We start from the raw sequence: 15,910 nt of genomic DNA on the forward strand, positions 1-15,910 counted from the left end.
GATTTCATCGAGCCGTGGAAGACCACCACGTTGATAGGCTGGATGTGGAAGTGCGGTAACGCATGGAGCTAACCAGTCCTAATTGCTCTTTTCGCGCTTGAGAGTCCCACCATCAATGACAATGCTGGTCCAACCAGTAACGTCGTTGACGGTGATAAGGATAATCTTCGCAGCCCGATAAACAGGTCTATACAATATGTGCACGGCATCGATTAAAACCCGAACCCAATTACGCTTATGCGCCTGCTTCATTGCTTGGTGACCATAGCGTCTGTGACCCACCCGATCCCATCTCGAACTCGGCCGTGAAACCAGACCGCGCCGATGGTACTATTGCTCAAGCACTGGAAGAGTAGGTCGTCGCCAGGCATTGAAGCAGGCGCATAAACGTAAACACAGTTCGGATCAAAACCCATTCATGATGACAAAAACCTACACCTCGTAGCTTTCTAACTGGAAGAGCTTGAGGATCAAACCCAGTGTCGCGGGATGGAGCAGCCCGGTAGCTCGTCAGGCTCATAACCTGAAGGTCGTAGGTTCAAATCCTACTCCCGCAACCACCGAAACCGACATTCCACAAAGCCCCGACGCCAAAGCGTTGGGGCTTTGTGCATTCTCGGCCAACCGACGCTGTTCGATCCACTCCAGGATCCGGCCAAACTCGCCGTAGAGCATGGCGTTGACCTCACCGCGCTTCGCTCCGGGCGTGAGGTCGATGCGCTCGATCAGCGCCCGCAACGCATCGGCGGCTTCCTGGCGCTCTTCCGGCTGCGATAGTGCGTGCGTCAGTCGCTCGACCTTGCGCCGATAAATCTCGGAGATGTTGGGATGGATGTCTGGAACATCCACCGGTGCCGCAGCGAGCCGGGCGCGGATCGCATCCTCCTGCGCTTCCAATTCCAAAATCTCATCGACAAGCGCCCGTGTGCCCTTGCCTTCCTTTGCGAGTGTCACAAGGCCCTTGATCGCCTTGAGGACTTTCTGCAGGTCGGTTCGATCAGCGATTTCCGACGCGCGGCGCTGGTGGTTGATCCGGTTGCTCTCCTCGACATAGGTCCGAATGGCTTCTGCCGCGACATCGGGGGTCATCATCCGATCGCGCAGACCATCAAGGACGCGCGCTTCCAGCTTGTCGCGCGTGATGCTATGCCCGTTCGCGCAGCTTTTCGTATCAACATGGTTCGAACAGGCAAACCGCCCCTGCCCGCGAAGGGAATAAGGACCGCCGCAGCAGCCGCAGTAAACCAGGCCGGACAGCAGGCTTTTCGGGCGATGCGTGCGATTAAGAGCTGTATGGGCGGAGCGTGTTGCCTCGATGACGTCGACATATTGGATCGCGATATTCTCTTGCCTCGCCTTCACGGCCTGCCAGAGTTCTTCATCCACGATCCGCAGGTCGGGAACCTCGGTCACAATCCATTCGGATTTGGGATTGATGCGGGAGACCCGCTTGCCGGTTTGCGGGTTCTTCAGATAGCGCAGCCGGTTCCAGACGAGCTTGCCGATATAGAGTTCATTGTTGAGCAGGCCGGTGCCGCGCTTGGCGTGGCCGCGGATCGTGGTCGATGTCCAGAGCTTGCCCGTTGGTGCTGAAATCCCGGAGTCATTCAGGCGGCAGGCAATTGCGTGGGGGCTGAGCCCGTTGGCGAACTGTCGGAAAACCTGGCGAATGACTTCAGCTTCGGCGGCATTGATGCTGCGCTCACCGTGGACCGGTTCGCCTTCGCTGGAGAAGCGCCGCACGACGTCATAGCCAAAGCAAAGCCCGCCCCCGGATTTGCCCTTCTCGACGCGGCCGCGCAGACCGCGATGGGTCTTCTTTGCAAGATCCTTGAGGAACAGCGCGTTCATAGTGCCCTTGAGGCCGACATGCAGTTCAGAAACTTCACCCTCGGCCAGGGTGACGATCTTCACACCGGCGAACTGGAGATTCTTGTAAAGCGTGGCGACGTCGGCCTGGTCGCGCGACACCCGATCCAACGCCTCGGCTAGCAGAATGTCGAAGCGCCCCATCTGAGCATCCTGCAAAAGTGACTGGATGCCAGGACGGAGTATGACGCTCGCGCCCGAGATCGCTGCATCTTTATAATTAGCGACAATCCGCCAGCCTTCGCGCGCCGCCTGTTCACGGCATATCAAAAACTGATCGTCGATCGATGCAGGGCTCTGCTTATCGTCGGAATAGCGGGCATAAAGCGCTACGCGGGGCATTTGGAGTCTCCAGAGATGAGCTTTGGGGCAGTCTACAGATTTGACCATTCTTGCCAATCTTGGGCCACGATCAAAATTGGAGCGCGATTCTATACTGCCCTGCGGTCGGCCAACGTCGATGGGCGGGGCTTGGAGATCGTGATCAATCGACCCTCGCGGCGTGCTACCGTAGGCTTTAGTCGGCTATCTGCCGACATATATTTACGACGCTGGTGCAGTCCGTCTTCTGCTAATCCGGCGGGATTCGATCAACTTATGCCGTTCGCCAGCTAGCGCGTGAACGCCATTCTCGTCGGAACCCATCATTCCGTTTCCATCAACTGGTCTGGCACCAGTGCCCCTAAATGCGGACATTCGCACCGGCGGCGGCGTGGGCTGAATCTTGACATTGGTTCATCACTAACTGTGCTTCTTCGATACAATCGTTCATGATGCGTAGTGACCACAATACTGAGCTGGGCCACGCCTTGCGCATCGGCCATCTTCTTGTACTAGTGCACTGATGACGAGCCCTGAATCCGACCTAGCCGAACAACTTTCTTCAATCGATAGCATTAAGATATATCTGACGGGGCTTGTCGATGCTGCATTTGATGATCGCAAAGGAGCCCCCGTACGCTTGACCTTCGTCGGCGGAGAATTTGCCAAGCGTGTTGGCGTACCGTTCGAACGCCATCTGAACGCCCTGGCAGACTGCGAAAAGGTTGTTTTGCCAAAGACCCGGCGTCGCCTTGCCACTTTTGTCGAGGCCTATTGCCAAGACACCTTCGTAATCACCGAGGACCCAGCCGGGGTCTATTTCGTCGCGCCGCTCGGCGCCGGCGGTTCGGATACGAATGTTGTTTCGGACGTAGCGCCGCTACGCTTCCACCGTGCAGTCTGGGCGGCGTTCATTCGTCCACTCGATGGCAAGCGCCGCTTCCTGAACCTCGAAAAAGTTGGCTTCACCGATGCTACTGAGATGCCGGCGCTAGGCAAATGGCTCGAAATTGCCGAAAATTATGTCCTAGGCGCGCCGTCCGACGCACCGGTCGACGGCATCGAGGTCCAGCGCCGCGTGGAGCAGTGGGCGAGCGATGTTGGTGCGCCGGTTTCGAAGCTAATCATGGCAGCAAAGCCTGTACGCGCGGTCGCGCATCCGCGCGGGGGCTCCGGCCAGCTCGAACAATTGCTCGCGATTGTCGATATTTTGCCGCCTGCAGTAGCTGCTGGCTGGTCAATCCCCGTCGCCGTGCTCAAGCATCTTCGCGACGCTCGCTAGGCTGGCGCTCTTCGATGGTCCCGCTAAAGCGGCTTTACTTGCTTTGCGGCTTCGACGATCCTGGTGTCGAGCGCCAAGCATCCGAGCTTCAGAAATCCTATCAGGCCGGATCTGTGCGCATCATCGGCCGGACCTATCCAGTGAAAGCGCAGAAGCGCGCCGCGTATTTGCGCGGGCTGGTCCACGCTGCCAACAACGTAATCTTCGGCGAAGGCAGCGCGACCAATTTCTGCCGTAAGCTGGACCAACCTTGTGCGCTGGAAGCGAGTAAGGGCAAGCGAAGTCGAGCCACCTGCGAGCACGCCAAAACCAACGTCAGCGCCTGTGCGCGCTCGCGCCCGCAGATTGTCGTCCTTATCTGCTCCGACCAAATGTTCGACGAAGCATTCGACCATCTCGGGCGCGGCGTCCTGTTTCTACGCCTTGCTAGCCCCCAGCTCCCCGCGACTAAGGATCTCAAGGCTGCGATCGATGACTTTGAACCCATCGTTGAGGGCGTGATGGCTGCCGTAACTCAGCGCGTCAAATCGCTCTATGCGCCACTAGCACCTGATCGTAATTTTCAGCGGGTTGGCGGCCACGCTATCGCTAAGGCAGTACAGGCTGACCCCGCACGCTTTGCAGAAATTCTCTCCGATTATCATGTAGCGCTCTATCGTAGCGATTTCGCCAATCCGAAAAAGCCCGGTATTACCGGCGCCTATATGCTCGATGCGGATACCGGCTTTCAGCAGGATCATTTCCACAAGACTGTTCAGACGATCGGCCTAGAAAGTCGCAAAGACGGCTTCCATCTGCTCAATGCATATCACGTCTACGGGGTAAAGAGCGACCCCGGGTTCCATTTTGACGTAATGAACGTAAATGGACGTGCAATTGGCCACATATTGCAGGATGTAGTGAGCGGGAAATCGAGCGTACGTGGAGATCTCCATTTAAACGCTACGCCCTGCGACCGGCTGGTCTAGCAGGGGGTGTTTTAGAGTCCTTCGCGAAGGACTGAGACGAGCTTCAAACCTGCGCCTGCACAGTACGATCTCCGCATATACGCACCTAACACCGGTTACCCGACCGTAACGTACCGCAGAGCGACCCACAAACAGCCCGAATCGCAATCCGAACCGACCAGTAATTCACTCATGTAAGTCTGTAGATGGCGTATACGCGGCAAATTGTCAACGTATGTCACGCTGACAGCCCTGCACCGTTCATTACAAGTCACACTTACCACTCGGAAATGGAAGCCGTCTCCACAGCCATAGCACGCGTAATGGCGTGCTCCTAGCACTGGTCGGCGGCCCGAAGGACCAGCGAAAGCGCGATCACCTCCGGATGGGTATTCTCCGTACGCGACGCACGCAGATAGAGATTGAACAGAAGGATCGTCTCGTCCCGGGTCCAGTCCGGATTGTGCCTCGCTTCCCTCCCGTTGGATCCGTCAGGCGTGGTCGCTATTTCATGCATTAAGTCAATACAGCCGCAGGCGACAGGCTTGGCAACACATATGGCGGAAAAGGCCTGGCCGATGCAATAAGCTCGTGACCTGCAAATCGCCGTCGTGTAGCGTAACCAGCATGATATGGGGCCGGGCGTAACTTGATTATTTACTTGGACAACATGGCCGCGACACCCATCGATCCGCGCGTTGTGGAGCGTCACGGCCTTGCCATGCTCTCAGCACCGGGCAATGCGAACAGTTCGGAGCACGCCGCGGGTGTGCAGGCGAAGCGTGAGCTGGACGAAGCCGCTGAGGCCCTGCTTCACACCCTTGGGAGTGATGCCGCGGACGTCACGTTCACCCCTGGCGCATCTCCAGCACTCTGGCTCGCTATCGAAGACACGATCGCTCGTGCCGGCAAACGCCTCCCTCGGATCGCCGCGACAGCGGTCGAACACCCCGCTCTCCTCTCATCATTGCACCGGGCTGAGCGGGATGGACGCGTTCACCTGACCGTGCTTCCGGTCGACGGGGTGGGGGCACCCCAAGTCGAAGCCATCGAGCGCGCTCTGAACAATGGAGTGGATCTCCTATGCACCATGGCGGTGAACAACGAGGTCGGCACCGTCACCGATCTTGAAGCCATCGGCGAGCTGGTCTCGCGCAGCGGCGCGCGACACCTGATCGATGCCAGTCAAGCCGCCGGGCGCATCAACATGAAGCACGTCGTCGCCGCCGATCTCGTCGTCGTCAGCGGAGCCAAGCTCTACGGTCCCCGTCGCGCCGGCGCACTCATAGGCACGTTGGCAACTTCGTCAGCCGCCTTGGCCCACGACGTATTCGGCAGCCCCGACGTGCCATCGGCGGCGGCGCTTGCCTTCGCTGCGCAACTGCGAGTGGAGGAGTCCGGCGACGACGAAGCGCGCCTGCTGCTGATGCGCGACGCACTTCAGGCGCACCTGCTCGATGCGGTGAAGGGGCTAAGAATCAACGGGAGTCCCAGCCAACGGCTGGCCGGGAGCCTGCACGTCTCAACCCCTCACGTGCCAGGAGATGTCGCCGTCAGCCGTCTGTGGGGTCGTGTAGCGGTATCGACCGGCGCGGCTTGCCAGTCCGGCGTGCCTGGGCCCTCGCATGTCCTTATGGCAATGGGTCTTTCCGACTGGGCGAGGGAGGGTGCGGTGCGCATCGGTTTGGGTAAGATGAACACGGAGCAGGAGGTCGAGGAGGCTGGAGCACTTATCGCCGCGGCCCTCTCTTCTGCCGAATCCGTCCGGAGATATGCATGAACGCCGTTGCCATCCGCCCCCGCTTCAGCGGGCATGAGACGTTCGCGTGCCGCTTCGCGTGGCTCCCCAAGGCGGTGCGTCTGATCGCGAGAGATCCCGCAGCACTCCAGGACGACGAGCGAGCGATCCTCGAGCTGGGCCTCGGCAAGAACATGGTGCGATCCCTGCGGTTCTGGCTCGATGCGTTCGGTGTAGCCTCGGCGCGGGGCGGCACTTGGAAGCTGTTGCCGTTCGGTGAGGCCGTGTTCGCGGAAGATGGCCTCGATCCCTACATCGAACGGGTCGAAACACAGTGGCTTCTGCACTGGCAGCTAAGCACGCCGGTAGAGAGCCCCCTCTTCGCGTGGCGCCATATCCTATACCGCCGTATGCGACCCGACTTCACTCGCTCTGAATTGCTCGCGGAGATGCGTCTCGAGGGTCAGCGGCTCGGATATGGGCATTCTGACGTGACCTTGGTCCAGCACGGCGACATCTTCCTTCACAGCTATCTTGGTTCACTGAGCTCGGCCTCGCCGGAGGACGCCCTCGACGGGCCGCTCGTAGATCTGGGTCTTGTCGCCAGGCTTGGCCGGCGACGCGGTGGTGTCGATCGGATCGAGCCTGTGTTCGCGCTATCGCGCATCCCCATCTCCGAGATCGGCGCCGCGGTCGTCGATTATGCGATCGCTAGCTTCTGGCAGGAACGGCACGGCGCGGAATCCGTCGTCTCATTCAGGGATATTGCGCACGCGGAAGGCTCCCCAGGCGCAACGTTAAGACTCGAAGCCGACGACCTGCGCGACCATCTGGACCGCACAAATGCTCTGTGGAGCTATCGGCCGTCCGGCGATTCTGGAAGCGTCACGGCCGTCCGCACACCCGACCCGGATGCAAGACTCCGGGAGATCTACGCATGAGCCGTGCGACGACCGTCGGCGATTTCCTAGGCCAGCCCGGAATGTTCTACCGGTCGGTGGCGCTGGAAAGAGATGTCAGCGATCCAGCTGCGGGACGCTCGTTCGTCTTGACGCCTTGGCTCGAGCGCGTCGCCTCCGAAGTCATCACCGGACTGCAGGAACGCTCAACCCGCAGGGCCTGGCGCGTGATCGGCGACTTTGGAGTGGGTAAGTCTGCGCTGGCCCTGGCGCTAGTCCAGGCACTCGACCCTCGGCTGAGCGACCAAGCAATGCCGGTGTGCCAGCTTGCTGAGTCCATTGGCGGCGCGCCCCGCATGTTTCCGCTTCTCGTTACCGGGTCGCGTGACGGGCTTGCGTCTGCCCTGACATCCTCAATCCGCAAGGCCGTCGCCACGAAGGGCCTACTCGGCACGAAAGCATCAGGGGAGGTGCTAGCGGTCGAGGATCCCTTCGCAGCGATCGTTGAGTTGCGCGACAGGCTGCACGCCACAGGCCAGTTCGATGGCCTGCTACTTGTCGTCGACGAGATGGGCAAGTTCGTTGAGAATACGGGCGATGACGATGGCGCCGACGTTTACCAGCTGCAGGCGCTAGCCGAGGCGGCCTCTCGCTCTGGGGACGTGCCGCTCTCTGTAATCCTCATCCTCCATAAGGGCTTCCAATCTTACGGCGAGGACTGGCGCGCCGCGCGACGGACCGAGTGGCAGAAGGTAGCCGAGCGTTTCGAGGAACTGGTATTCGACCATCCCCTCTCGCATACGGCCGCCCTTCTGTCCGCGGCGCTGGGCGTCGAGGAAGCTTTACTGCCAGCAAAGGTCCGCAAGGCGCACGACGATGCCGTCCGGCGCGTCCGCGCACTTGGTTGGCTTGGACCTCGTAACGGCGCCGCCGCAGCCGGCTGCTGGCCGGTCCATCCCTCCGCTGTCCCGGTCATGGCGCGGTTCTTCGCGACCTTCGGCCAGAACGAGCGCTCACTGTTCGGTTTCGCCGCAAGCGAGGAGCCGAACAGCCTCAGGGCGTTCGCCGCAGCGACGCCGGTGGTCGATGGCCTCTACGGGATTCACCATTTCTTCGACTATGTCGCCTCGTCCTTCGGTCATCGTCTTACCTCACGTGCAGGAACGGGCGAGTGGGATCGCATCGGTGCGGTCCTTGAACGGGCGGCTGATGCAGACCCGATCGAGACCGCGGTCCTCAAGACCATCGGCGTTCTGAATCTGCTCGATGCCCCCGACCTAGCGGCGACCATGGATAGCGTTCGAGACGTCCTCGTACCGGCGTTCTCTGCGGACGAAGTCGGGAGCGCAATCCGTCGGCTGGCGGATGGAGGACTGCTGTTTCAACGCCCAGGGCGCTTGGAGCTACGTCTATGGACGAGCCGCCGTGTCGACCTTTCGGCGATCTGGGCTGACGCGGAGCGCGAGGTCGATGCGAAGCAGGTTCTGCGCGAACTTCCCAGGCATCTGTCGGCCCTGCCCATCCGCGCGCACGTCTTGGCGCGCCGGCACTCGGTGACGACAGGAACCAACCGGCGGTTCGCGGTTAGGTGCACCTATGCCTCCGCCCTCGCGGGGTATGCCGGACATGGCGATGCGGACGGCGGTCTGGTTGCGGTGATCTGCGGCAGTGACGATGAGCTGCGCATCGCGCGCGCATGGGCGGCAGAGGTCACCGCGGAGCATTCGACGATGCTGGCTGCGGCTGTCCCGACGAATGGTGAGTTTGGTCAACCGATGATCGACCTGCTTCGTCACAGATGGGTGGTGGCAAACGCAGCTGAACTGAAAGAGGACGCCTACGCGGCCGCGGAGATCGAACGAACAGTCGCTGAGCTGGAGAGGAAGCTTTGCGCCTCGATTGAATCGGCGCTGGGGTTGCGAGGCCATGCTCCGAGCGATCCACTGGACCTGTTCTGGAATGGCAAGGCGCAGCCGCTGCTGAATCCTGCCCACGTCCGCATCTCGACGCTGTGCGACGCGGTCTACTCTGAGGCGCCGAAAGTCGAGAACGAACTCGTAAACCGACACGCGCTGACGACGGCCGGTGCCGGCGCGCGACAGCGCCTGATAGACTCTATGTTCGATCGGCCGCTCGATCCCGAGCTGGGATTCAAGCCAAACAAGAATCCTCCCGAGCGCGCGCTCTATCTCTCGTTACTGCGGCGAGGAAATGTGCATCGCGAGGAGGGCGGTGTTTGGACTTTAGCCCCTCCACCCCTCGACGCCGATCCATTGCGGCTACGTCCCGCGCTTGACGCGATGCAGGCTCGGCTCGCGAACGATGGCGACCGTGTGGCGCTCATCGACCTCTATGCCGAGATCGAAGCGAAACCCTTTGGTGTCCGGCGTGGCCTGTGCTCGCTGCTTCTCGCCATAAACCTAGTCGCGGCGGGATATCGAGTGGCGTTGTTCGAGCGCGGAACCTACTGCACGAGGCTCGACGGCGCCGCGTTTATGCGCATGCTCAAATCGCCCGAACACTTCACCCTCCAGTGGGTGTCGCTCGAGGGGGTCCGCGCCGACGTCTTCCACCGGATCGCGGCCCTTCTCGGTCAGCCACCCGTGGAAAGTGGCATCAGGACCGTAGTTGATCCGCTGATCAAATTTGGCGTGGAGCTGCCTTTCCACGTCCAACATTCATCTGCACTGAGCATCGAGGCGCGCAACGTCAGAAAGGTCCTTTCCCAGGCGCGGAGTCCCATCGACCTAGTGTTCGATGAGCTGCCAATTGCTTGTGGCAGTGAACCGTTCGCGCCGAATGCCCGTCCCGATCGCGAGCTTGCGACCCGGTTCGTGAAGCGACTCGATGCCGCAGTGACGGAGTTGCGCAGCTGCTACCCCAAGTTGCTTGAAGGAATGCGGATCGAGGCGCTCGCGGCGCTGGACGCACCGGACCGTGCCGCGATCATCGACCGAGCCGCAGGGCTCGTCTTCAGAATTCGCGAGCAGCAGCTGCGGACGTTCGCCACCAGGCTGGCCGACGGCGCGCTTGGCGAAGACTCGTGGACTGAGGCTCTCGGCGGCGCCATTATCGGCAAACCTCCCTCGCGCTGGCTCGACCATGACGTCGAGATGTGGCGATCGCGCCTCGCGGACTTGGCTGCGCACTTCCGGCGCGTCGAGGCCGCCGCCTTTGGCGAGAACGCTTCCAAGCGCAAGGCAGTTCGCGTCTCCTTGACCCGCGCGGACGGCGAGGAACGATCGGTCATCGTCGATCTTGATGAGCTGAGCTCCGACCAAGTCATCGCGATCCACAGCATCGAGCGGATGGCGGCGGATGCTAACCTAAGCTTGGACACCGTCGCCGCGTTGCTGTCGCTCGAGAGCATGCAGCATGACGACCAGGTCGTCCCCGAACCGAATGCAAGGACGGCCAGTTGAAGACTCGTCACATCCTCAGCCTCTCCGGCGGCAAGGACAGCGCGGCGCTCGCCGTCTATCTTCGCGACCGCGTCAGCGATATGGAATATATCTTCCACGACACGGGCAAGGAACTGCCCGAGACCTACGACTACATGGCGAGACTGGAGAGCATCTTGGGGCAGCCCGTTACGCGGACCACCCCGGAGGACACTTTCGAACACTGGCTTGCGGTTTACGGTGACATGCTGCCTTCGAACCACCGGCGGTGGTGCACGAAGATGCTGAAGCTGAAGCCATTCGAGAATTACATCGGCGACGATCCGACGATCAACTATGTCGGCCTGCGCGCCGACGAGAACCGGACCGGCTACATCAGCACCAAGCCAAACATCACTGCCGTCTACCCGTTTCAGGAGGACGGCCTCGTCCGCGCCGACATCATGCGGATACTCGAGGACAGCGGTCTCGGCCTTCCGCCCTACATGGAGTGGGGCCGCTCGCGGTCAGGTTGCTACTTCTGCTTCTACCAGCAGAAGATCGAATGGGTCCGACTCAAGCGCAAGCATCCTGACCTGTTCGAGAAGGCCAAATGGTATGAGGAGCGCAGCGCACTAGTCAGCGACGGCTTCACATGGTGCAGCAGGGAGTCGCTTGCAGAATTAGAGCGTCCGGAGCGCATGGAGGCGATCGAGCGCAACTGGGAGAAATCCAATGCGAACCGCGTAGCTCGCCGAGAAAACCTGCCGCTTTCCGCAGTGATTGCCGGTGCCGAAGTCGATGACGTCGAGCCGGAGGGCTGTCTGATCTGCTCGTTATGATCGGACGGTCCCTTATCGGAGGAGCTTATCGATGCGATTGCCTTGCCAAATGATAAACCTCATCCTTGGGGTTTACGCGGCTGATTACGGACTTCATTATCGCAGTGGGGCCGATACTAGGGAATGCGGCATCTTGCTCTTAGGCAAGGCTCGGCTGGGGTGGACAATAATCAATGGCGTTTAAGTTTGCCGCTCGGACAGTCCTGGAACTTGGCAAAGAACTGATCAGTTCGGATGAAGTCGCAATTTACGAGCTGATCAAGAATGCTGTCGATGCCGATTCTCCAAAGATCGAGATCGAAGCGCAAATCGTGCTGCGGCATAGCAGTTACGCTCTGGCGTTAGAGGAATTGGACGAAGGCGCTGCTCCAGAGGACGTGCTTGAAATCGTGCGCGATGGCTTGATCGATAGCGCTCCGCGTGCTGCAGTTGCGGAGTTCATGGTTCGCCTCGAGCGATACCAGGGTGATGCGAACCGTTTCAGAGTGGCGCTGATAGCCAGTTATGCGCGCTACAACTGGATAAAGGTCACCGATCGTGGCGGCGGCATGTCGCTGGAGGACCTAGACAAGGTCTTCCTTACTATCGGAACGCGCTCACGCCGCGCTGAAAATATGGAGGGTGCTCAGTTTCTGGGCGACAAGGGCGTGGGTCGCCTATCAACGATGCGCCTAGGCGACCGTTTGCTTGTTACCTCCGAGACTGCGGAACAGCCTTTTATCGGTCGGCTTCGAATAAATTGGGGTCTGTTCTCCCACGAGCGCGAGGTCCCGATCGAAGAAATCAATATCTATCCCGTCGCGGGACCAAAAAAGGGGAAGCCAAGCGACCAGGGAACTGTCGTGCAGGTGTCGATGCTCAATGCAGACTGGACGCCTGGCCGTTTTGACGATGTGATCCGTGGGCGCGTTGCGAGGATGATAAATCCGTTTACTGGCCTCGCGCAGGATAAGCTGATCGTCCGTTACAATGGCAGCCGCGTCTTGGTGCCTTCCGTCCCGCAGAAGCTGTTAGATGCAGCGCATGCGGTCTGCACGATCCGGTTCTCGTTCGAGAAGAGCGAGAATGGGCAGAGCGAGCCAGTCCTCAAGGTTTCGACGCATTACCGGATGCGCGACAAGGCGCTCTCCGCGACATATCGTGGCGCCGAAATCTACTCCATGGCTCAGCGCGATTCAAAAAAGCGTGGAAAAAAGGGCCATGCGGCTTTCGAGAATATTCGGATCCGTCCTCAAGCGTTGATCGATCTCGGGCCTTTCGAAGCAGATATATATTGGTATAATCGCCTCGTCGTTGACGCGATCGAAGGCCTGACAGAAAAGCAGCAGGCTACCAGAAACCTAATCACCGAGTGGGCCGGTGGTCCCATGCTTTTTCGTCACGGCTACAGAGTTCTACCTTATGGTGAGCCCGGCGATGACTGGTTGGCGCTGGATCGCAACGCGTTCGGCGAATCCGGCTTCAAGCTTAACAGAGGCCAGGTAATCGGCCAGGTTTTGATCCATTCGTCACATTTGGCGCTGAGCGAGCAGACGAATCGCCAAGGCCTCATCGAATCGGATGCGGAAGCTGCCTTGCGCAAGATGCTCATGGTGGCGGTTCACATCGACATGCGTCAATTGATCAACTCTGCCGATACGCTGGAAAAGACCTCAAAACGCGACGAGATTGCCAATGCTCAGCAGTTTCGTCGCACGCATGACGAACTCGGCGATGCGTTGAAAAATCTGCAGAGCAACCTGTCTGGCGACCAGCTTCCGTTGGCTCGTGAGGTAGGCCTCAAGGCGCGCGATCTGATGGATCAGTGCTCGACAATGGTCGCGACGTTGGACAAGTCGGTTGCTCGCTCAGAAAGCGACCGAGAAAAGTTCCTCCATCTGGCTGGCATTGGCCTGATGACTGAGTTTATTTTTCACGAGCTTGATCGAGCGGTCAGGCATACGCTTCGCGTTCTGGCGTCTGCTGCCGCACAAGACAAGCAAGCCGCTATGCGTTCGCTTGAGGATCAACTGGTGACACTCCAGAAGCGCGTCTCTGCGTTTGACGAAATGACGGGCGAGAAGCGCCAGTCGAAATCCACTTTCAATGTAAATGAAGTAATTGCCTTTGTACTTGCCGGGCATGACGAGCAATTTCGGCGGCACATGATCAAAGTCCATTTCGATCCCGAACGCCCACTCATCATTAAGGCCGTTCGTGGCATGGTGGTCCAGATAATCGAAAATCTTGTCGCCAACGCTGTCTACTGGCTAAAGATGCAATATGAATACCAGACGGGCTTTAACCCCGAACTGTGGATCGAGGTAGACCCAGACCTGAAAGCGGTAACCGTGGAGGACAACGGTCCCGGTGTTGATCCAGAGCGCTCCGAGACGATATTTCAGCCCTTCATTAGTTCGAAGCCGCCGGGCCAGGGGCGGGGTCTGGGGCTCTATATCTCGCGCGAACTCGCGGAATATCACGGTTGGACCCTCTACCTCGACAAAGAAGTAGGCCGCCATCGCAAGGAGCGGCTCAGTATGTTCGTCCTCGATATGGGTACCAACAAATGATCGCAGACACGCGCATAATCACCGCCATCAAGGCGAGCGGCATCAAGAACATTTTGCTGCTAGACGACGCCTTCGACGTTCCTGCTCTCGATGAGGGCGATTATGGTCCGCTTTATGAATTTCTCGAGAGTGCCGATGGGAAGAACCTAATTGTCGAGCTGGGGGTCGATGAAGACTCGCTGCGATCCGCCCTTTCCCAAATGAACAATGGCGAATATGTCGAAGACGAATTGATTAGTGTCGTCTCGAAGCTGCATCGCCAGTATATCCTGACGCGAGACCCGCGATTTGATCCCAACGGGGTATTCTCAACAAGGCTGAGCAACAATCTACAAGACGTCGATCCGCTGCTGGAAATGCTTGGTCGCTGTAAGGACGTAAAATTGTCGCTCGTGGGCCGCAATACGCCTCATGGCGATGCGGAGGCGCCCTTGCCAGACCTGATCTTCGCGGACTTCTATCTAGATGGCGACATAACCTCGGGCATGGAGCCGACGGAGGAAGAAGGCAAATTAGCCAAATCCGCATCGATCCAGCGTCTCGAAGAGTTGCTGAAGCCGTCAACGGCGGCAAAGCGGCATCCTTCGGTGATCCTGATGTCGTCCAAGAATGTGCGCGCCCAAGCCGAAGACTACCGTCGTGGTATATCAGGCGACGAGGGTAAGGTCTTCGCAAGCCGCTTCGGTTTCATTATGAAATCTGAGATCGTCAAACTCGCGAAGGCGGCCGACGAGGCGCCGCAGAAGCCAGCGAGCATTGAGGTTTCGGACCCTTCGGCAGATGTGCTGCTGGACATCATTCAGTCGCATCCATTCGGAGGAAAGCTGCACGACGCACTCAAATTCTGGCTCGATAGCGTAGAAAAAGGCAGGCTCGCGATGAAAAGCGACATCGAGCAGCTCACGCTCAAAGAGTTTGCTTATCTTGTCCGATTCCGGTTGGACCAAGAAGGGCTAAGCCTCTTCGATTACCTTGAATGGTTCTTCGGCGAATGCCTTCTAGGCGCAATCGGTGTCGCTGCAGCCGATGTCATCAAGCGCCCCACACGTGAGCAGCTCGACAAACATGCGGCGCTGATCGACGGTGCATATGACAAGGACAGAACGACCAAGATCGCGGAACTCTACCATCTCGCGCGAGTCGATCCGCGGCCCGCAACGAACAAGGAAATGCGATTAGGCGACCTTTACATTGATCCCGTCAAGAGGGGTATTCCGACGCTTTGGGCATTGCTCACGCCGGACTGCGACTTAGTTGTTCGAGGAAACGGGAAAATGGCCGCCCAGCAGATTTTGACCGTCAAAGGTCAGTTGTTACCGTATGACGCGCCTAAATCGTCACTTGCAGAATTTATTATCATCAAGGGCGTACAATATAGTGTTGAGTGGCAGCTAAAGGACCTGAAAACGCGGGACTCGGTGGCCGGCCTCGAATTTGTTGGAACGCTAAGGCCGATTTATGCGCAGGATCTCCAACGCAGGGCGCTGCAGGATCTGGCAAGGATTGGCCTCGGAGTTGCACCTGTGATCCGTATGGCAGGGACGGTCGCGCTAATGGTGAAGTTGCACGACAAGCTTACGAAAATCGACATTGGAGATGCGGATTTTTGCAAATGCGACATTTACCCCAGCCGCGGCGGTTCAGACGCGACGCGCGCGGTTCTTACTCGCAAGGCGGCGGATAACTTATTAGCGCGGATGGGCAAGCTCGATCGAGATTCCCTTGGCGACGAGGCAAAGAGCAGCATTCGAACTATCCTTAGCAGATCTGGCTCGGATGGATTGCGGCGGGCACTGACAACAGGTGTCGCACTCGAGCAAGAGGTCGCTGGCGGCGTCGTCGTGACCGAAAAGATGACTGCCGCAAAAGGATGGTGCGGAATTGTTGTTGAGATGGACGTGGCGGGCAACGCTTAAGATTGAGAGATGCTTTCAAGGTAAGATCGACCACTTGGCGTCATCTTAGACAGACCGTCCGCTATCGGGCCTTGCCGAGCAGCGCTTGGGCGGCTGAAACAGGCGCGTTTCTGCCGCAGAATTGTTGTCTGCTCAAGCGCTCCAAATGTCGGCTTCCCTGATTT

At 59.0% G+C, this 15,910-nt stretch carries 10 protein-coding genes, 1 tRNA gene, 2 rRNA genes and 1 pseudogene; 12 read left to right on the forward strand and 2 right to left on the reverse strand.

Going from position 1 to position 15,910, the window contains the following annotated elements; translation table 11 throughout:
• The 4 genes from QMG56_RS17635 to QMG56_RS17650 all read left to right on the forward strand — a co-directional run.
• Positions 1-103: ribosomal RNA gene (locus QMG56_RS17635) — 23S ribosomal RNA — on the forward strand; the annotation flags it as partial.
• 151 nt (positions 104-254) lie between these two features.
• A 5S ribosomal RNA gene (gene rrf / locus QMG56_RS17640) occupies positions 255-369 on the forward strand.
• A gap of 114 nt (positions 370-483) precedes the next feature.
• A tRNA-Met gene (locus tag QMG56_RS17645) sits at positions 484-560 on the forward strand.
• A gap of 46 nt (positions 561-606) precedes the next feature.
• Positions 607-777 carry a hypothetical protein gene (locus QMG56_RS17650; RefSeq protein WP_281823747.1) on the forward strand — a complete coding sequence of 57 codons (171 nt, stop codon included), beginning with the start codon at positions 607-609 and terminating at the stop codon, positions 775-777.
• A 381-nt stretch (positions 778-1,158) separates the two neighbouring features.
• On the opposite strand, the pseudogene QMG56_RS17655 reads toward QMG56_RS17650, so the two are convergent.
• Positions 1,159-2,259 (reverse strand): annotated as a pseudogene (locus QMG56_RS17655) (recombinase family protein); the annotation flags it as partial.
• Positions 2,260-2,713: 454 nt separating this feature from the next.
• Here QMG56_RS17655 and QMG56_RS17660 point away from each other — a divergent pair.
• Together QMG56_RS17660 and QMG56_RS17665 are read left to right on the forward strand one after the other, a co-directional pair.
• On the forward strand, positions 2,714-3,472 hold the full coding sequence (locus QMG56_RS17660) for a hypothetical protein (RefSeq protein WP_086486247.1): 759 nt from the start codon (positions 2,714-2,716) through the stop codon (positions 3,470-3,472).
• 113 nt (positions 3,473-3,585) lie between these two features.
• Positions 3,586-4,440, forward strand: a complete 855-nt coding sequence (locus QMG56_RS17665; protein WP_281823752.1) for a hypothetical protein — start codon at positions 3,586-3,588, stop codon at positions 4,438-4,440.
• A 313-nt stretch (positions 4,441-4,753) separates the two neighbouring features.
• Here QMG56_RS17665 and QMG56_RS17670 read toward each other — a convergent pair whose 3' ends face one another.
• Positions 4,754-4,936 (reverse strand): hypothetical protein, encoded by a 183-nt coding sequence (locus tag QMG56_RS17670; protein ID WP_086486249.1) that lies wholly within the window; start codon positions 4,934-4,936, stop codon positions 4,754-4,756.
• A gap of 144 nt (positions 4,937-5,080) precedes the next feature.
• On the opposite strand from QMG56_RS17670, the gene QMG56_RS17675 reads away from it, so the two are divergent.
• The 6 genes from QMG56_RS17675 (at position 5,081) to QMG56_RS17700 (ending at position 15,746) form a co-directional block, all read left to right on the forward strand.
• The gene (locus QMG56_RS17675; RefSeq protein ID WP_281823823.1) at positions 5,081-6,199 is read left to right on the forward strand and encodes a cysteine desulfurase family protein; all 1,119 of its coding nucleotides are present in this window, start codon (positions 5,081-5,083) and stop codon (positions 6,197-6,199) included.
• On the forward strand, positions 6,196-7,098 hold the full coding sequence (locus tag QMG56_RS17680) for a DUF4007 family protein (RefSeq protein ID WP_086486251.1): 903 nt from the start codon (positions 6,196-6,198) through the stop codon (positions 7,096-7,098). The genes QMG56_RS17675 and QMG56_RS17680 overlap by 4 nt, the downstream gene beginning before the upstream one ends.
• The gene (locus QMG56_RS17685) at positions 7,095-10,478 is read left to right on the forward strand and encodes a hypothetical protein (RefSeq protein WP_281823756.1); all 3,384 of its coding nucleotides are present in this window, start codon (positions 7,095-7,097) and stop codon (positions 10,476-10,478) included. Before QMG56_RS17680 ends, QMG56_RS17685 begins: the two co-directional genes overlap by 4 nt.
• Entirely contained in the window at positions 10,475-11,278 is an 804-nt protein-coding gene (locus tag QMG56_RS17690) for a phosphoadenosine phosphosulfate reductase family protein (RefSeq protein WP_086486254.1), read from the forward strand. Before QMG56_RS17685 ends, QMG56_RS17690 begins: the two co-directional genes overlap by 4 nt.
• 173 nt (positions 11,279-11,451) lie before the next feature.
• Entirely contained in the window at positions 11,452-13,830 is a 2,379-nt protein-coding gene (locus QMG56_RS17695) for a sensor histidine kinase (RefSeq protein WP_086486255.1), read from the forward strand.
• Entirely contained in the window at positions 13,827-15,746 is a 1,920-nt protein-coding gene (locus tag QMG56_RS17700) for a hypothetical protein (protein WP_281823757.1), read from the forward strand. The genes QMG56_RS17695 and QMG56_RS17700 overlap by 4 nt, the downstream gene beginning before the upstream one ends.
• Positions 15,747-15,910 lie beyond the last annotated feature (164 nt).

It is taken from the genome of Sphingobium sp. BS19, from assembly GCF_027925545.1.
Classification (GTDB): Bacteria; Pseudomonadota; Alphaproteobacteria; order Sphingomonadales; family Sphingomonadaceae; genus Sphingobium.